Source organism: Curtobacterium sp. MCSS17_006, assembly GCF_003234215.1.
In the GTDB taxonomy this organism is placed as follows: Bacteria; Actinomycetota; Actinomycetes; order Actinomycetales; family Microbacteriaceae; genus Curtobacterium; species Curtobacterium flaccumfaciens.
The window spans coordinates 86,712-103,726 of sequence record NZ_QKSO01000004.1; the positions used below are offsets into that span (position 1 = coordinate 86,712).

Below are 17,015 nucleotides of genomic sequence, written 5' to 3' on the forward strand. Positions count from 1 at the left end.
GTCACCGTTCTGCTCGTGACCACCGACACCCCGCGCAAGCGCCGCAAGGCCGTCATCTGGATCTCCGTCATCGCCGCCGTCGTCGTCCTCGGCGTCGTGGGCGCGGTGGTCTTCACGAACGTCTACACGAGCAACGAGAACGCGAAGGCCTCGGCCGCGCCGTCCGTCGCCGCCACCCGCGAGGCCTCCACCCTCGACGACACGGACCTGTCCGGCGAGTGGACGGTCGGCGGCGACTCCGAGGCCGGGTACCGGGTCCACGAGGTCCTGAACGGCTCCGACGTCACCGTCACCGGCCGCACCGACAGCGTCGCCGGCACCGCGACCGTCGACGGAACGAGCATCACCGCCGCCAAGATCGCGGTGCAGGTCGCCGACATCACCACCGACTCCGACCAGCGCGACGCCTACTTCCGCGACTCCGCGATGGACGCCGCGGCCTTCCCCGAGGCCACCTTCGAACTCACCGGACCGATCGCCGACGCGGTCCCGAGCGGCTCGGACACGACGACCGTGACGGCCCCGGGGAAGCTCACCCTGCACGGCGTCACGAAGGACGTCACCGCGAAGCTGCAGGTCGGCCTGAACGGCGACGGCGTCGACATCTCCGGTTCGGTCCCGATCACCTTCTCGGACTACGGCGTGCAGGCCCCGAGCCTGGGGTTCGTCAAGGTCGACGACGCCGGTTCCGTCGAGTTCCTGGTGCACGCGACCCCCGCGAGCTGACGTCCACGACGCGCGTCACGCCCGTGACGTGACCGCCGACGGACGGGAGGCGCGGTGCCAGCTGGCACCGCGCCTCCCGTCCGTCGGCCGCTTGCGACACCGGCCGTGCCCGCTCGCTCATGCGTGCGCATGTTGCGACCTTGCACCTGTCGAACCCGTGGTGTCCCGTCGGAACATGCGCACGAACCCATTGCGTGCGCATCCTTCGACAGAACACGCGTCGATCCCCTCGTGGATCGTCGGAAGGTGCACGCGCACCGACCGCTAGCCGCGCGCGTCCCCGTCCACGACCAGGTCCCGCACGACCCCCGGCAGCTCGGCGATGAGCGTCGTCATCGGGAACGGTCCGCCACCGGACGCCCGCCGCGCCGCGAGTCCGTGCACCACCGCGGCCGACGCGGCCAGGTGGGCGAGGTCCGACGGCGTGAGCGACGATCCGGCCGTCTCGACAGAGCCCTGCCGCGCGGCGACGAGCGCTCCGAGCACCCCGCCCAGCACGTCCCCGGCACCGGCCGCCGCGAGCCACGGCGTCGCCGAGGACGCCACGAGCCGCACCGACCCGTCCGGGGTGACCACGTGGGTCCGCTCGCCCTTGAGCAGCACGACGCTGCCGGTCTGCTCGGCCGCTCGGAGCGCCGCGGCGGCCGGGTCCTGCTCGATCTCGGCGCGGTCGGCCCCCAGGAACGAGGCGAGTTCACCGGCGTGCGGGGTGAGCACGGCGAGCGGCCCGAGGTCGACGAGCGGGATCGCCCCGGCGTCGACGACGACCGGGACGCCGTCGTCGGAGGCGTGCGAGAAGCCCGACGCCGTCGTCTCGTCCAGGTCGCCGAGCGACGGCGCCGAGATGCCGGAGCCGACGAGCCAGGCCTGCACGCGGCCGACGCCGGACACGACCTCGGGGCGGCGGGTGAGCACGTGGTCGGTGGCGCGCGCGGGTCCGACGTACCGGACCATGCCGACGCCGGTGTGCACGGCGGCGTCGACCCCGAGCACCGCGGCGCCGGGGTACTGGTCGGAGCCGGTGGCCACGCCGAGCACCCCGCGACGGTACTTGGTGGACTCCCCCGTCGGCGCGGTGACCCACGCGGCGGCATCGGACGGTCGGACGGGCACGAAGTCGTTCACCGGCCCCACGTTACGGTGGAGCACATGAGCCTGTTCCTGCCTGGTCGCGTGGTGGTCTTCGACTACGGCGAGGTGATCAGCCGGACGCCGCACGCCTCGCGGGACGCCCTCGTGGCCGCCACCGGGGTCCCGGCGGACGAGTTGTTCCCGGTGTACCAGGAGCTCCGGCACGACCTGGACCGCGGCGACCTGTCCGTCGTGGCGTACTGGCGTGCCATCGCGGAACGGACCGGACGGACCTGGAGCATCTCCGAGATCCACCGGTTCTGGGCGATCGACTTCACCGGGTGGTTCGAGGTCGAGCCGGAGACGCTCGAGATCGTCGAGGAGCTGCACGATGCCGGTACCCGTTTGGCCCTGCTCTCGAACGCGGGCTTCGACTTCGGTGACCCGTACCGCCGCTCCCCGATGGGCTCGCTGTTCGAGACCGTCGTGGTGAGCGCCGAGGAGCACGTCCTGAAGCCCGCGGCATCCATCTACCGCGACACCTGTGCGCGCTTGGGAATCGACCCGGGTCAGATGGTGTTCGTGGACAACAGGGCCGAGAACGCCACCGGTGCGGAAGCGATCGGGGCGGTCGGCCACCACTACACGTCGCCGGCGTCGCTGCGGTCGTTCCTGACGGGACTGGCCGAGGCGCCGGCACCCGTCCTCTGAGGAGCCCGCGTGACGCACGCCCTGTTCGACCCGATCACCGTCCGTGACCTGACCGTCCGCAACCGCATCTGGGTCTCCCCGATGTGCCAGTACTCGGTGGACCAGCAGGACGGCGTCCCGACGCCGTGGCACCTCGTGCACCTGGGCGGCTTCGCCAAGGGCGGCGCCGGCGCGGTCGTCGTCGAGGCGACGGGCGTCGTGCCCGAGGGACGGATCACCCCGCAGGACCTCGGGCTGTGGAACGACCAGCAGCGCGACGCGTTCAAGCCGATCGTCGACTTCCTGCACGAGCAGGGCGCCGCGGCGGGCATCCAGCTCGCGCACGCCGGGCGCAAGGCGTCGACCTACCGCCCCTGGGACACCACGCACGGCACCGTCCCCGCCGACCAGGGCGGCTGGACCACGGTCGCGCCGTCGGCCGTGGCCTTCGACGGCTACGACGTCCCGCGCGAGCTCGCGGTCGAGGACATCCGGGTCGTCGCCCTCGCCTTCGCGCAGTCCGCCCGCCGCGCCGTCGAGGCCGGGTTCGACCTGGTGGAGATCCACGCGGCCCACGGCTACCTGCTGCACCAGTTCCTCTCGCCGCTGAGCAACCAGCGCACCGACCAGTACGGCGGCTCGCTCGAGAACCGGGCCCGCGCGCTGCTCGAGGTCGTCGACGCCGTGCGCGCCGAGGTCGGCGAGGGCTTCCCGATCGTCGTCCGCTTCTCGGCCACCGACTGGGTCGACGGCGGGCTCACGCTCGACGAGACCACGGTCGTCGCCCGCTGGGCCGCGGAGCACGGTGCCGACCTGGCCGACGTGTCGACCGGCGGCAACGTCGCGAGCGCGCCGATCCCGGTCGGCCCCGGCTACCAGGTGCCGCACGCCGCGGCGATCAAGCGTGACGCCGGCATCCCGACGATCGCGGTGGGCATGATCTCCGAGGCGTTCCAGGCCGAGCAGATCGTCGCGACCGGCCTGGCCGACGTCGTGATGATCGGTCGCGAGATGCTGCGCGACCCGTCGTTCGCGCTCCGTGCCGCCGTCGAACTCCACGTGCCGGTCGACTACGAGCCGCAGCAGTACCACCGCGCGCGGATCACGGCCTGAGCGCGGTCGGTTCTGTACGGATTCACGGTTCAGCGACCGCGCAGGCAGTACGATTGGCAGCACTGTGGACGATCCCCCGAATAGTTCTTCGCCTCACTCATCCGCCGCTCACTCGGTGAGCTGCACGTCATCCCTGTGCGCGAACGGGGGTGAATCATGAGTCCGATCGACATCGTCATGCTGATCGGCGGCATCCTGCTGACCCTCGGCACGGGTGTCTTCGTCGCGTCCGAGTTCGCGCTGGTCAACCTCGACCGCGCCGACGTCGAAGCACGGCGCGACCGCGGTGAAGCCGGCCTCGCACCGGTCATCGGCGCGCTGAAGGTCACCTCGACGCACCTGTCCAGCGCGCAGCTCGGCATCACGCTGACCACGCTGCTGACCGGCTACCTGCTCGAACCCTCGATCGCGAAGCTGCTCGAGGCGCCGTTCCTGGCGATGAACCTGCCAGAGGGCATCGTCGAGACCGTCGGCTCGATCGTCGCGCTCGTCATCGCGACCCTGCTGTCGATGATCCTCGGCGAGCTCGTGCCGAAGAACTTCGCGCTCGCGCTGCCCCTGCAGACCGCCAGGCTCGTGGTCCCGCTGCAGATCGCGTTCACCACGGTCTTCAAGCCCGCCGTCGCGCTGCTGAACGGCACCGCGAACGCCGTGCTCCGGTCGCTGGGCATCGAGCCGCAGGAGGAACTCTCCGGTGCCCGCAGCGCCGAGGAACTCACCTCGCTGCTGCGCCGCTCGGCCTCCGAGGGCTCGCTCGAACAGGACACCGCGACGCTCCTCGAGCGCACCATCTCGTTCTCCGAGCTGAGCGCCAGCGACGTGATGACCCCGCGCCCGCGGCTCTCCACGATTCGCGTGTCCGAGTCCGCCGAGGACGTCATCGCCCTCGCCCGCAAGACCGGCTTCAGCCGCTTCCCCGTCATCGAGGAGGACGCGGACGACGTCGTCGGCATCGTGCACGTCAAGCAGGCCGTCGCCGTGCCGCGCGAGAAGCGTCCGGAGGTCCCCGTCGGGGCCCTCATGACCGACGCCGAACGCGTGCCGGAGACCATGCCCGGCGACACCCTGCTCGCCGAGGTCCGCGGTCGCGGCTACCAGATGGTCATCGTCGTCGACGAGTACGGCGGCACTGCCGGGGTCGTCACGCTCGAGGACCTGATCGAGGAGATCGTCGGCGAGGTCTCCGACGAGCACGACCGTGCCCGCATCGACGTGGTCCGCTCCCGCGACTGGCTGACCTTCCCCGGTCTGCTGCGTCCCGACGAGCTCGAGGACCGCGCCGGCGTGAAGGTGCCCGAGGAGGGCCCGTACGAGACCGTCGGCGGGTTCGTCATGTCGACGCTGGGCCGCCTGCCCGTCGTCGGTGACGAGGTGCCCCTGGACGGCGGCGTGTTCCGGGTCGAGCGGCTGGACGGCCGTCGGATCGACCGCATCCGCTGGACCCCGACGCGCCCGTCGACCGACACGGCGGCGACCGCGATCATCATCCCGTCCACCAAGAGCACCCCGACCACCACGACGAAGGGCAGCACCCGATGAGCTCCGACTCGATGATGGGCGCAGCGGGATCTTCTGGCTGCAAGGAGGGACTGCGATGAGCTCCGACTGGTGGGGCATCTTCTGGCTCGTCGTCCTCTTGATGGGCAACGCGTACTTCGTCGCGGCCGAGTTCGCGGTCATCTCCGCACGCCGCTCGCAGATCGAGCCCCGCGCGGAGGAGGGCTCCAAGGCCGCGCATATGACCCTGTGGGCCATGGAGCACGCCACCCGCATGCTCGCGACGACCCAGCTCGGCATCACGGTCTGCTCGCTGCTCATCCTGAACGTGTCCGAGCCGGCGATCCACCACCTGCTCGAGGTCCCGCTGCACCTGACCGGCTGGAGCGCCGAGGTGATCGGCACCGTGGCCTTCGTGTTCACGCTGCTGCTCGTGTCGTTCCTGCACGTCGTGTTCGGCGAGATGGTGCCGAAGAACATCTCGTTCTCGATGCCGGACCGCGCCGCACTGCTGCTCGTGCCGACGCTCTGGTACATCGGTCACGGCCTGCACTGGGTCATCGTCGGCCTGAACGAGGTCGCGAACGCCGTGCTGCGGCTGTTCCGCGTCGAGCCCAAGGACGAAGCGGTGAGCGCCTTCACGGTGGAGGAGGTGCAGACCATCGTGGAGCAGTCCCGCCGCGAGGGCACCCTGACCGACGACGGCAAGCTCGCCCTGGCGTTCGAGTTCACCGAGAAGAAGGTCCGTGACGTCGCCGTGCCGATGGCCGAGCTCGTCACGCTGCCCGACGACGCTACCCCCGCCGACGTCGAGCACGCCGTGGCGCAGCGCGGGTTCTCGCGGTACGTGCTCGTCGGCGAGGACGGCTCCCCCACGGGCTACGTGCACGTGAAGGACGTCATCGACCTGCGCCCGGACGAGTTCGACGACCCGGTGCCGCCGAAGCGCATCCGCCAGCTCATCTCGCTGTACACCGAGATGGACCTCGAGGACGCGCTCGCAACCATGCGGGCTGCGGGGCGCCACGTGGCGCGCGCCTTCGACGCGGACGGCCGCACGATCGGCGTGCTGTTCCTCGAGGACATCCTCGAAGAACTGGTGGGCGAGGTCGAGGACGCGACCCGACGCCGGTAGACGCACCGGCAGACGGACGGGAGGCCCGTGGCGACACCGCCACGGGCCTCCCGTCCGTTCGTGGTCGCGACCAGGGCGACGCGCGCCCCGTCCGCGCTACCAGCTGACGGGCAGGGGCTTGCCTTCCTCGTACCCGGCGGCGGACTGGATGCCGACCAGCGCCCGCTCGGAGAACTCGGCGAGGGACGACGCGCCCGCGTAGGTGGCGGAGCTGCGGACGCCGGTGGTGATCATGTCGAGCAGGTCCTCGACGCTCGGGCGCTCCGGGTCGAGGTAGATCGTCGACGACGAGATCCCCTCGGCGAAGAGCGCCTTGCGGGCCCGCTCGTACGGGTCGAGCCGCTCGAACCGCTCACGCACGGCCTTGGCCGAGGCCATGCCCCAGCTCTCCTTGTACGCCTTGCCGGCGGCGTCACGACGCAGGACGCCGGGGGCCTCGAGCGTGCCGGCGAACCACGAGCCGATCATGACGGCGGACGCCCCGGCTGCCAGCGCGAGGGCGACGTCGCGCGGGTAGCGCACCCCGCCGTCCGCCCACACGTGTGCGCCGAGCGAGCGGGCCGCCGCGGCGGTCTCGAGCACGGCGGAGAACTGCGGACGACCGACGGCGGTCATCATGCGGGTGGTGCACATGGCACCAGGGCCGACGCCGACCTTGATGATGTCCGCTCCGGCCCCGACCAGGTGCGCGACGGCGTCGGCGGTGACGACGTTGCCGGCGACGAGCGGGATGCCGAGCTGCAGCGACGCGACCGTGCGGAGTGCGCGGAGCATGCCGTCCTGGTGGCCGTGCGCGGTGTCGAGGACCAGGACGTCCACGCCCGCGGCCGCCAGCGCCTTCGCCTTGGCCGCGACGTCGCCGTTGATGCCGAGCGCGGCGGCGACCCGGAGCCGTCCGGAACCGTCGACGGCGGGCGTGTAGATGTCCGAGCGGATCGCGCTCGTCTGGCTCGTGGTGCCGACGACCCGGCCGTGCCGCATCACCGGCGCGAAGTCGACCTCGGCGGCCGAGAGCACGTCGTACACGTGGCGGGGGGTGCCGGCGTCCTCGGCGTCGATCGCTGTCGAGGCGCCGTGCAGCAGGTCACCGAGGACGGCGTCGGGGCCGGCGGTGCCGAGGCGGGTCGCGGGCACGCAGCCCAGGTACTCCCCGTCGGCGTCGCGAACGACCACACCACGGCCGGCCACCGGCAGGAGCTGCTCGAGGGCCTCGGCGACGGTGGTCTGCGCGCCCATGTCGTAGGCTGTGTCGAAGTCGACCGGCTGGTCCTTCACCCAGCGGATCGCGGCGTCGAGGTCCTGCAGGTGCATGTCCTGCGGCAGCACGCCCAGACCACCGCGGCGGGCCAGGGTGGCGGCGAGCCGGGGGCCGGTGACGGAGTTCATGTTGGCGCTGACGATCGGGATCGTGGCACCGCTGCCGTCGTTCGCCGCCAGGTCGACGTCGAAGCGGCTCGTCACGCCGGAACGGCTCGGGACGAGGAAGACGTCGGAGTAGGTCAGGTCGTGCGTCGGCCGCGTCTCGTAGAACCTCATGCGCTCCACTGTACGGCTCTCGTCAGGGCCCCGACCGGGTGCTCGTGGGCTGCCGACTCGCGCCGCGGCTGACACGGAACGGACATGTCGGAGCGGCTAGGCTTGGCACCTGTGCGGCGCAGGGTTGCTCCGCACGACACACACGAGCATCTATCGACGGAGAGTGGGCGATCGGCTGTGTCGAGCCATCTGACCGGAACGGACGAGACCGCGGGCGAATTCGGGGCGAACGAGTGGCTCGTCGACGAGCTCTACGAGCAGTTCGTCGCGGACAAGGAGTCGGTCGACAAGTCCTGGTGGCCGGTCCTCGAGAGCTACCACCGCACGCAGGTCGGTGACGCTCCGGCGGGGGCCCCCGCGCAGCAGACGCCGGCTGCACAGCAGGCACCGACCCAGCAGCAGTCGTCGACGCAGCAGCCCGCGACCGGTGACACCCCGGGCGAGGCGAAGTCGGGCCCGATCCAGGCGAAGACCACCTCGCGCCAGCCGGCACCGCAGCCGATCCCGGCCGAGGCGAACGACGCCGCCGACGACCACGAGGAGACCCACGAGGACGTGGCGACCCCGCTCCGGGGCATGGCGAAGACCCTGGCGTCGAACATGGACGCCTCGCTGACGGTCCCGACCGCCACGAGCGTCCGCACCATCCCCGCGAAGCTGATGATCGACAACCGGATCGTCATCAACAACCACCTGCGACGCGCCCGCGGCGGCAAGATCTCCTTCACGCACCTGATCGGGTGGGCGATGGTGCAGGCGATCAAGGACTTCCCGAGCCAGAACGTCTTCTACGAGGAGCGCGACGGCAAGCCGTTCGTCGTCACCCCGGCGCACGTCAACCTCGGCATCGCGATCGACGTCCCGAAGAAGGACGGCACCCGCTCGCTCCTGGTGCCGAGCATCAAGCGCGCGGAGACCCTGACGTTCGGCCAGTTCCTCTCCGCCTACGAGGACCTCGTCAAGCGCGCCCGTGACAACAAGCTCACCCCGGCGGACTTCCAGGGCACGACGATCTCGCTCACCAACCCGGGCGGCATCGGCACCGTGCACTCGGTCCCCCGTCTGACGAAGGGGCAGGGCTCGATCATCGGCGCCGGTGCCCTGGAGTACCCGGCGCAGTTCCAGGGATCGGCGTCGAAGACCCTGGTCGAGTTGGGCATCGGCAAGACCATCACGCTGACGAGCACCTACGACCACCGCGTCATCCAGGGCGCCGGTTCGGGCGAGTACCTCAAGCACGTGCACGAGCGCCTGATCGGCGAGCACGGCTTCTACGACGGCATCTTCGCGGCGCTCCGGATCCCGTACAAGCCGATCCAGTGGGCCAACGACATCAACGTCGACCTGGCGCACCGGGTGAACAAGACCGCCCGCGTGCAGGAGCTCATCAACAGCTTCCGCGTCCGTGGGCACCTGATGGCCGACATCGACCCGCTCGAGTACCGCCAGCGCACGCACCCCGACCTCGAGATCGAGAGCCACGGGCTGACCTTCTGGGACCTCGACCGCGAGTTCGTCACCGGCGGGCTGGCCGGCACCACCTCGGCACCGCTGCGCGACGTCCTCGGGATCCTGCGCGACGCCTACTGCCGCACGGTCGGCATCGAGTACATGCACATCCAGGACCCGGAACAGCGTCGCTGGGTGCAGGAGCGTATCGAGGTGCCGTACTCGAAGCCCTCGAAGGAAGAGCAGCTCCGCGTCCTCGGCAAGCTCAACGAGGCCGAGGCGTTCGAGACCTTCCTGCAGACGAAGTACGTCGGCCAGAAGCGCTTCTCGCTCGAGGGCGGCGAGTCCACCATCGCCTTCCTCGACACCCTGATCCAGCACGCCGCCGGAGCCGGACTGGCCGAGGTCGCGATCGGCATGGCCCACCGCGGCCGCCTGAACGTGCTGACGAACATCGCCGGCAAGACCTACGGGCAGATCTTCCGTGAGTTCGAGGGGTCCTCGCTGCCGGGAACGGTTTCCGGTCAGGGCTCCGGCGACGTGAAGTACCACGTCGGCACCGAGGGCGTGTTCCGCACGTCCGACGGCTCGAGCATCCCGGTGACGATCGCCGCGAACCCGTCCCACCTCGAAGCCGTCGACGGCGTGCTCGAGGGGATCGTCCGCGCCAAGCAGGACCGCGAGGCCCCCGGCAGCTTCGGTGTGCTCCCCGTGCTCGTGCACGGTGACGCGGCGATGGCCGGCCAGGGCGTGGTCGTCGAGACGCTGCAGATGTCGCAGCTCCGCGGCTACCGCACCGGCGGCACGGTCCACCTCGTCATCAACAACCAGGTCGGGTTCACCACCCCGCCCGAGTCCGCGCGCAGCTCGGTGTACTCCACCGACGTCGCGAAGACGATCCAGGCACCGATCTTCCACGTGAACGGTGATGACCCCGAGGCCGTCGCCCGCGTCGCCGAACTCGCCTTCGCGTACCGCGAGGAGTTCCACCGCGACGTCGTGATCGACCTGATCTGCTACCGCCGTCGTGGGCACAACGAGGGCGACGACCCCTCGATGACGCAGCCGCTGATGTACAACCTCATCGAGGCGAAGCGCTCCGTCCGCACGCTGTACACCGAGGCCCTCGTCGGCCGCGGTGACATCACGCAAGAGGAGTACGACGAAGCGCACCGCGACTTCCAGGACCGCCTGGAACGCGCCTTCGCCGAGACGCACGAGGCACAGACCGGCACCATCCCGGTCATCGAGGTCGACGACGACGGTGCGGTGCAGGGGCTCGAACGCCCGGCCGCGCAGCGCGACGACTCCGAGGTCGAGGTGCACGAGACCGCCGTGTCCGAGGAGCTCGTCCGGGCGATCGGCGACGCGCACAGCAACCCGCCCGCCGGGTTCTCGATCCACCCGAAGCTGCAGCAGTTGCTGACCAAGCGCACCGAGATGACGCGCAACGGCGGCATCGACTGGGCGATGGCCGAGCTCATGGCGATCGGCTCGATCCTGGTCGAGGGCAAGCCCGTCCGCCTCGCCGGACAGGACGCCCGACGCGGCACCTTCGTCCAGCGCCAGTCGGTGTTCCACGACCGGGTGAACGGCCAGGAGTGGCTGCCGCTGTCGAACCTCACCGAGGACCAGGCCCGGTTCTACGTGTACGACTCGCTGCTGAGCGAGTACGCGGCGATGGCCTTCGAGTACGGCTACTCGGTGGAGCGTCCCGAGTCCCTCGTGCTCTGGGAGGCGCAGTTCGGCGACTTCGCGAACGGCGCCCAGATCGTCATCGACGAGTTCATCTCGTCCGCCGAGCAGAAGTGGGGACAGCGCTCCGGCCTCGTCCTGCTGCTGCCGCACGGGTACGAGGGCCAGGGGCCGGACCACTCGTCGGCGCGCATCGAGCGTTACCTGCAGCTGTGCGCCGAGGACAACATGATCGTCGCGCGCCCGTCGACCCCGGCGTCGTACTTCCACCTGCTCCGCCGGCAGGCCTGGGCCCGTCCGCAGAAGCCGCTCATCGTGTTCTCCCCGAAGGCGATGCTCCGGCTCCGCCAGGCGACGAGCGCGGTCGAGGACTTCACGACCGGAACCTTCGAGCCCGTGCTGGACGACGCGCGGATCACCGACAAGCGCGCCGTGCGTCGCGTGGTGCTGCACTCCGGCAAGGTGCACCACGACCTGCGTGCCGAGGTCGACAAGCGCGGGGTCACCGACGTCGCACTCGTCCGCCTCGAGCAGCTCGCACCGCTCCCCCTCGACCGCATCCTCGAGGTCCTGGCGGGCTACCCGGACGCCGACGTGGTGTGGGCGCAGGAGGAGCCGGAGAACCAGGGCGCCTGGCCGTTCGTCTGCATGAACCTGTCGCCGCACCTGGGCGGCCGACCGTTGTCCGTCGCGGCCCGCTCGGCGAGTGCCGCACCGGCCACGGGATCCTCGAAGCGCTCCGCGCAGGAGGCCGCCGACGTCATCGACACGGCGCTGAGCGCGTCGGCCTAGTCACGAGCAAGCGCCCCGTGCGGGAGTCCGAGGGACTCCTGCACGGGGCGCTTCGACGTTCGCCAGGGAGGCGGCGCTACGCGATCTTCGTGTACCGCACCCCGGCGTCGTGGTACCCGCGCTTCTGGTAGAACCGGTGCGCGCTGTCCGTCGCGGCCGCGCTGACGGCGCTGAGGCGACGAGCGCCCTGCTCGACCGCCCATGCTTCGAACGTGCCGATGAGCGCGGAACCGGTGCCGAGCCTCCTAACCGTGTCGTCGACGACCAGCAGCAGCAGCTGCGCCGTCGGCTCGTCGCTGGCGTACGCCCACGTGACCTGCGCGCCGGCGACCGCGACGACCCGGTCGTCGTCACCGCGGACCACCCACGTGCGGTGGCCGGCTTCGGGGGTGAGCCGTTCGAGGCGGGCGCGCATCGACGCGTCGTCGACGTCGTGACCGAGCAGGCGGACGAGGGCGGCGACGTCGGCGACGTCCGTGTCGGACCAGGTGGTGGTCGACTCGACGGAGAGGGTCATGTCGGCCAACCTACCCGGGCCGTCGGTCGTGTTGCGACGGGGTTCCATAACAACTGATATTCATATACGCTGCTGTCATATCACCCGCCGGGTGAACCGACCGACAGGACAGCCATGCACATCACCTCCCGCCACGGCCGCACCGCCGCCTGGATCGCCTTCCCGCTCGCCGTCGTCGCGAGCGGTGCCCTCATCGCCACGGCCTCGTACGCCGCCTTCTCGAGCAGCACCGACAACGGCGTGAACAACTGGCGCACCGGCGCCGTCGCGCTCACCGACGACGACAAGGGCGTCGCGATGTTCGACGAGGACGACCTGGTCCCCGGGTCCTCCGGCTCGAACTGCATCACCGTCACGGCCGAGACCACCAACCCGTCGACCGTGAAGGTCTACACCGACCAGCAGGCCGACGCCGACGAACTGGCGCAGTACGTCGGCATGACCGTCGAGCGCGGCACCCTCGGCACCGCCGGGGACTGCAGCACGTTCACCGCCGGGACGACCATCCACGAGGGAACACTGGCCGACCTGATGGACGCCGACTCCTTCGGCACCGGACTCGGCGCGTGGACTCCCGCCATCGACAACGACAGCACGACCTACCGCTTCAGCTACGACCTCTCGCAGGCCGCGCCGAACACCGTGCAGTCGTCCGAGGCGGCCACGACGTTCGTCTGGGAAGCCCAGACGGACTGACCGCGACCACGCCGAGCGCGACGAAGACCACGACCACGATCCCGATCCTGACCCGCCGCGAGGAGCAGCCCATGTCGACCACCGTCACCCACCGGATGCCCCGGTGCGTCGGCGACGTCCCTCGGCTGCTCCTCGCGGTCTCGGCTCGCATCGTGCTCTGGTCCGTCCTGCTCCTCGCGCTGTGGTCGTCGCTCCCGACGGCGCTCGGGTGGCACGTCACGACGGTCGTCTCCGACTCGATGGCCCCGGGCATCCGGACCGGGGACGTCGTCGCCGCCGTGCCCGTCGGTGCCGACGCGTTCGAGGTCGGACGCGTCCTGCTCGTCTCCGATCCCGACCACGATGACCGGCTCCGGCTGCACCGCCTCGAGCGCATCGAACAGGACGGGGCGCTCCGCCTGCGCGGGGATGCGAACCCCACCGCGGACCGGACCGCCGTCTCGCCGGACGCCGTCCTCGGGGTGGGGCTGCTGCGGTTCCCGGGCGTCGGGCTGCCCGGAGTCTGGGTCCGCGAGCAGTCCTGGACCACCCTCCTGCTCGCCGCCGCTGCCACTGCGGTGCTCGTCGTCGCCGCTCGCGCGGACCGGGGGGTCATGGCCGGGCTGCCGTGCCCGCGGTGCGGTGCACCCCGATGGGACACCACCAGCCCGGCGGTCACCCGCGGTGCCCCCGGGGTCGCGTCCGGACGGTGCTCCTCGTGGGCGCTGCCGACCATGGCCGCGGTCGCGGTGACGGCGGTCGCCCTGACCGTGGTCGCCGGAGCCGGGTTCAGCGGCACGACCGCCACAGCGTCGTCACTCCGGACGCAGTCGTTCCCGTGTTTCGCACGACCGCTCGACGCGCCCGTCCTGGCGTGGGACTTCGACGAGAAGGGCGGCACCGCCGTCCGCGACAGGAGCGGACACGGCGCGGACGGCACCAGCCGGCTCGGACCCACCCGGAACGACGACCCGTGCTCCGGGAACCCATCGATGCACCTGGAGGCGGACGACAGCCGCATCGCCACGAACGCGGCGGTGCCGGCACCCCAGGTCTTCTCGATCGAGGCCTGGTTCCGGACCGAGCGCGCCGGTGGCCGGATCCTCGGGTTCAGCTCGAGTCAGAACGCTGCATCCCCCAACAAGGACCGTCACCTCTACGTCGGAGCCTCTGGCCAGCTCATGTACGGCGTCCAGGGGGCGAACGGCGGGTTCCGGTTCACGACGGGTTCGGCGACGCGGGTGGACGACGGGCAGTGGCACCACGCGGTCGGGACCTTCCGTGCCGGCCGCGCCGAGGTGTGGCTCGACGGCACCCTGGTCGGCACGCGGACCGACGTCGCCGGCGCGAACCAGTACAACGGCTACTGGCGCGTCGGCCGTGAGTCACTCGACCCGTGGGGCGGGCAGCCGTCGGACTACACGTTCCGCGGCGACGTCGACACCGTGCGCGTGTACGACCGGGTCCTCGACGGGGCGTCGATCGCGGCCCACCACCAGGCAGGACGCTGAACCGCCCCGCCGTCCGAGCACCCGGGTGCCCGATCGCCGGACGATGCGGTCAGTGTGTCGCCTGCTCCACCCGGATCCGCGCGAGGATCTCGCTGCGCAGCTGGTCGGGAGCGGTCTCCTTGCAGGCACGACGGACGGTCTCCATGAGCACGACGCCGACGCGGTGCTCGGTCTGGCAGTCCTCGCAGCCATCCATGTGCTCACGGATGTCCGCAGCGTCCTCGTGCCGGAGCTCGTCGTGCAGGAACTCCTCGAGCTCGGCCTTCGCCTTCGAGCAGTCGCAGCCGCTCATCGTGCGTCCTTCCGTCCGGTGCGACCCGTGGCCGCGGTTGCCTTCGTCGTCTGTGCCGCGCCTCGTCCCCGTCCACGCATCGTCGCCGTCGACGCTGCGTCCGGGACGATGCCGGTCTCACGGGCGTGGTCCGCCAGGAGCCCACGGAGGAGCCGGCGGCCACGGTGGAGGCGGCTCATGACCGTCCCCACGGGGGTCTTCATGATGTCCGCGATCTCCTGGTACGAGAAGCCTTCGACGTCGGCGAAGTACACGGCCATCCGGAAGTCCTCCGGGATGGCCTGCAGGGCGTCCTTCACGGCGGAGGACGGCAGGTGGTCGATCGCGTCGGCCTCGGCGGACCGGGCGGAGATCGACTGGGTGACGCTCTCCGCGCCGCCCAGCTGCCAGTCCTCGAGCTCGTCGATGGTGCCCTGGTACGGGTTCCGCTGGTTCTTGCGGTACGTGTTGATGAACGTGTTCGTGAGGATCCGGTACAGCCAGGCCTTCAGGTTCGTGCCCTGCTTGAACTGGCGGAACGCGGCGAAGGCCTTGACGAACGTCTCCTGCACCAGGTCCGACGCGTCGGCCGGGTTGCGGGTCATCCGCATGGCCGCGCCGTAGAGCTGGTCCATGAAGGGCAGGGCCTGGTCCTCGAACAGGGACCGCAGCTCCGCCTCGGAGACGGTCTTCGCGTCCACCGGCTCGTCTGCGGCGTCGTCGAGGGCTTCGTGCTCCTCTTCGACGGCGTCGAGCTGCACCTCGGTCTCGTCGACCAGGTGGTGCGGAGCTGCCTGCGGTTCGTCGGTCGTCATCGCCGCCAAGTCTAGGCCGAGCGTGCCGAGCGTCGTCGGCACCGCGGTCAGCACGGTTGCCGTGCCGGTCCGCTCTCGTGCGAGTGTTGCTGTCGCCACTGATCCTCCCGGTGCGTTCAGTACCCTGGTGAACCGATGGCAGACACGACGCATTCCCACAGCGGGGCCCAGCCCGCCGACCCCTGGATCGCCCCGGTCGCAGGGGGTCCGCTGCGCGGCGACGTCGCGCTGCCCGGGTCGAAGTCGCTGACGAACCGGGAGCTCGTGCTCGCGGCCCTCGCGGACGGCCCCTCGACGATCCGGCTCCCGCTGCACTCCCGTGACTCGGCGCTGATGACCGCGGGCCTCCGTGCGCTCGGCGTCGGCATCGAGGAGCTCGAGCCAGCGGCCGGCACCGCCCCGAACCCCTACGGCCCGGACCTCCGGATCACGCCCGCCCCGATGCACGGCGACGTCCGCCTGGACTGCGGGCTGGCCGGCACCGTGATGCGCTTCCTGCCGCCGCTCGCCGCCCTGGCCGTCGGTCCCGTCACGGTCGACGGCGACCCCTACGCCCGCAAGCGACCGATGCGCGCCATCGTGCAGGGACTCGTGGACCTCGGTGTCGACGTCACGGACGACGGCGGCGGTTCGATGCCGTTCTCGTTCACCGGCACCGGCTCGGTTCGCGGTGGTGCCCTGACGATCGACGCGTCGGCGTCCTCGCAGTTCGTCTCCGGCCTGCTGCTGTCGGCCCCCCGCTTCGACGAGGGCCTGCACCTCACCCACGTCGGCGAACGCCTGCCGAGCATGCCGCACATCGAGATGACCGTCGCGGCGCTCCGTGCCCGCGGCATCCGGGTCGACGAGCCGTCGGTCGGCGAGTGGGTCGTGCACCCCGGCCCGATCGGCGCGCGTGACGTCACGATCGAGCCCGACCTGTCCAACGCCGCGCCGTTCGCGGTCGCCGCGCTCGTCGCCGGCGGCACGGTCCGCATCCGCACCTGGCCCACCGACACGACGCAGGTCGGTGCCGACCTCGAGACGCTCCTGCCCCTGTGGGGGGCGAGCGTGGCCCGTGACGGTGACGACCTGGTCGTCGACGGCGGCGTCGGGATCCGGGGTGGGGCCTCCTTGCCGGGTCTCGAACTCGACCTGAGCCGCGGCGGCGAACTCGCCCCGGCGCTCGTCGCGCTGGCCGCGCTGGCGGACGCACCGAGCGAGATCACCGGCATCGGCCACCTGCGGGGCCACGAGACGGACCGCCTGGCCGCGCTGGCGGCGGACCTCAACCGGTCTGGAGGCGCGGTGCACGAACTCGACGACGGCCTGCGGATCGAGCCGGCGCCGCTCCACGGCAGCGCCTGGGGCGCGTACGACGACCACCGGATGGCGACCGCGGGGGCGATCGTGGGCCTCGTCGTCGACGGCGTCGCCGTCGACGACATCGGGTCGACCGCGAAGACGCTGCCGCAGTTCCCGGAGCTGTGGGCCGCGCTCGTGGCGTCCTCGGTGACCGCCGCACCGGTGAGTGGGGACTGAC

General features: G+C 71.1%; 14 protein-coding genes. 9 read left to right on the top strand and 5 right to left on the bottom strand.

What is annotated here, in order from left to right; all coding sequences use genetic code 11:
* Positions 1 to 15: 15 nt before the first annotated feature.
* Entirely contained in the window at positions 16 to 726 is a 711-nt protein-coding gene (locus tag DEJ21_RS05670; RefSeq protein ID WP_111223984.1) for a YceI family protein, read from the top strand.
* A 264-nt stretch (positions 727 to 990) separates the two neighbouring features.
* Here DEJ21_RS05670 and DEJ21_RS05675 read toward each other — a convergent pair whose 3' ends face one another.
* Positions 991 to 1,851: an ADP/ATP-dependent (S)-NAD(P)H-hydrate dehydratase gene (locus DEJ21_RS05675; protein WP_111223985.1), complete on the bottom strand. Its 861-nt coding sequence runs from the start codon at positions 1,849 to 1,851 to the stop codon at positions 991 to 993.
* A gap of 24 nt (positions 1,852 to 1,875) precedes the next feature.
* Here DEJ21_RS05675 and DEJ21_RS05680 point away from each other — a divergent pair, with 24 nt between their 5' ends.
* The 4 genes from DEJ21_RS05680 (at position 1,876) to DEJ21_RS05695 (ending at position 6,232) form a co-directional block, all read left to right on the top strand.
* Positions 1,876 to 2,508 (top strand): HAD family phosphatase, encoded by a 633-nt coding sequence (locus tag DEJ21_RS05680; protein ID WP_111223986.1) that lies wholly within the window; start codon positions 1,876 to 1,878, stop codon positions 2,506 to 2,508.
* Between the two features lie 9 nt (positions 2,509 to 2,517).
* The gene (locus tag DEJ21_RS05685; RefSeq protein ID WP_111223987.1) at positions 2,518 to 3,600 is read left to right on the top strand and encodes an NADH:flavin oxidoreductase/NADH oxidase; all 1,083 of its coding nucleotides are present in this window, start codon (positions 2,518 to 2,520) and stop codon (positions 3,598 to 3,600) included.
* Between the two features lie 156 nt (positions 3,601 to 3,756).
* Complete coding sequence (locus DEJ21_RS05690) at positions 3,757 to 5,139, top strand: hemolysin family protein (protein WP_027465831.1); 1,383 nt, start codon at positions 3,757 to 3,759, stop codon at positions 5,137 to 5,139.
* Positions 5,140 to 5,194: 55 nt separating this feature from the next.
* Entirely contained in the window at positions 5,195 to 6,232 is a 1,038-nt protein-coding gene (locus DEJ21_RS05695; protein ID WP_111223988.1) for a hemolysin family protein, read from the top strand.
* Positions 6,233 to 6,328: 96 nt separating this feature from the next.
* On the opposite strand, the gene DEJ21_RS05700 is transcribed toward DEJ21_RS05695, so the two are convergent.
* Positions 6,329 to 7,768 carry a GuaB1 family IMP dehydrogenase-related protein gene (locus tag DEJ21_RS05700; protein ID WP_110864009.1) on the bottom strand — a complete coding sequence of 480 codons (1,440 nt, stop codon included), beginning with the start codon at positions 7,766 to 7,768 and terminating at the stop codon, positions 6,329 to 6,331.
* 177 nt (positions 7,769 to 7,945) lie between these two features.
* On the opposite strand from DEJ21_RS05700, the gene DEJ21_RS05705 reads away from it, so the two are divergent.
* Entirely contained in the window at positions 7,946 to 11,704 is a 3,759-nt protein-coding gene (locus tag DEJ21_RS05705; protein ID WP_181435793.1) for a multifunctional oxoglutarate decarboxylase/oxoglutarate dehydrogenase thiamine pyrophosphate-binding subunit/dihydrolipoyllysine-residue succinyltransferase subunit, read from the top strand.
* A gap of 76 nt (positions 11,705 to 11,780) precedes the next feature.
* Here the strand turns inward: DEJ21_RS05705 and DEJ21_RS05710 are convergent, their stop codons facing one another.
* Positions 11,781 to 12,221, bottom strand: a complete 441-nt coding sequence (locus DEJ21_RS05710) for a GNAT family N-acetyltransferase (RefSeq protein WP_181435794.1) — start codon at positions 12,219 to 12,221, stop codon at positions 11,781 to 11,783.
* A 114-nt stretch (positions 12,222 to 12,335) separates the two neighbouring features.
* Between DEJ21_RS05710 and DEJ21_RS05715 the strand changes: the two genes are divergently transcribed.
* Both DEJ21_RS05715 and DEJ21_RS05720 read left to right on the top strand, forming a co-directional pair.
* Positions 12,336 to 12,917: a hypothetical protein gene (locus DEJ21_RS05715; protein WP_111223990.1), complete on the top strand. Its 582-nt coding sequence runs from the start codon at positions 12,336 to 12,338 to the stop codon at positions 12,915 to 12,917.
* A gap of 71 nt (positions 12,918 to 12,988) precedes the next feature.
* Complete coding sequence (locus tag DEJ21_RS05720) at positions 12,989 to 14,407, top strand: LamG-like jellyroll fold domain-containing protein (protein ID WP_111223991.1); 1,419 nt, start codon at positions 12,989 to 12,991, stop codon at positions 14,405 to 14,407.
* Positions 14,408 to 14,456: 49 nt separating this feature from the next.
* Here the strand turns inward: DEJ21_RS05720 and DEJ21_RS05725 are convergent, their stop codons facing one another.
* Together DEJ21_RS05725 and DEJ21_RS05730 are read right to left on the bottom strand one after the other, a co-directional pair.
* Positions 14,457 to 14,699 carry a zf-HC2 domain-containing protein gene (locus DEJ21_RS05725; protein WP_027465838.1) on the bottom strand — a complete coding sequence of 81 codons (243 nt, stop codon included), beginning with the start codon at positions 14,697 to 14,699 and terminating at the stop codon, positions 14,457 to 14,459.
* On the bottom strand, positions 14,696 to 15,547 hold the full coding sequence (locus tag DEJ21_RS05730) for a sigma-70 family RNA polymerase sigma factor (protein WP_111024012.1): 852 nt from the start codon (positions 15,545 to 15,547) through the stop codon (positions 14,696 to 14,698). The genes DEJ21_RS05725 and DEJ21_RS05730 overlap by 4 nt, the downstream gene beginning before the upstream one ends.
* Before the next feature lie 81 nt (positions 15,548 to 15,628).
* On the opposite strand from DEJ21_RS05730, the gene aroA reads away from it, so the two are divergent.
* Positions 15,629 to 17,014, top strand: coding sequence for a 3-phosphoshikimate 1-carboxyvinyltransferase (gene aroA / locus DEJ21_RS05735; protein WP_111223992.1), 1,386 nt, complete (start codon positions 15,629 to 15,631; stop codon positions 17,012 to 17,014).
* Position 17,015 lies beyond the last annotated feature (1 nt).

What these genes read in the sequence shown, in the direction of transcription:
- DEJ21_RS05680 (WP_111223986.1), top strand. Translation starts at nt 1,876, where the DNA reads ATGAGCCTGTTCCTGCCTGGTCGCGTGGTGGTCTTCGACTACGGCGAG.
- DEJ21_RS05690 (WP_027465831.1), top strand. Translation starts at nt 3,757, where the DNA reads ATGAGTCCGATCGACATCGTCATGCTGATCGGCGGCATCCTGCTGACC.
- DEJ21_RS05695 (WP_111223988.1), top strand. Translation starts at nt 5,195, where the DNA reads ATGAGCTCCGACTGGTGGGGCATCTTCTGGCTCGTCGTCCTCTTGATG.
- DEJ21_RS05700 (WP_110864009.1), bottom strand. Translation starts at nt 7,768, where the DNA reads ATGAGGTTCTACGAGACGCGGCCGACGCACGACCTGACCTACTCCGAC.
- DEJ21_RS05710 (WP_181435794.1), bottom strand. Translation starts at nt 12,221, where the DNA reads ATGACCCTCTCCGTCGAGTCGACCACCACCTGGTCCGACACGGACGTC.
- DEJ21_RS05715 (WP_111223990.1), top strand. Translation starts at nt 12,336, where the DNA reads ATGCACATCACCTCCCGCCACGGCCGCACCGCCGCCTGGATCGCCTTC.
- DEJ21_RS05720 (WP_111223991.1), top strand. Translation starts at nt 12,989, where the DNA reads ATGTCGACCACCGTCACCCACCGGATGCCCCGGTGCGTCGGCGACGTC.
- DEJ21_RS05725 (WP_027465838.1), bottom strand. Translation starts at nt 14,699, where the DNA reads ATGAGCGGCTGCGACTGCTCGAAGGCGAAGGCCGAGCTCGAGGAGTTC.
- aroA (WP_111223992.1), top strand. Translation starts at nt 15,629, where the DNA reads ATGGCAGACACGACGCATTCCCACAGCGGGGCCCAGCCCGCCGACCCC.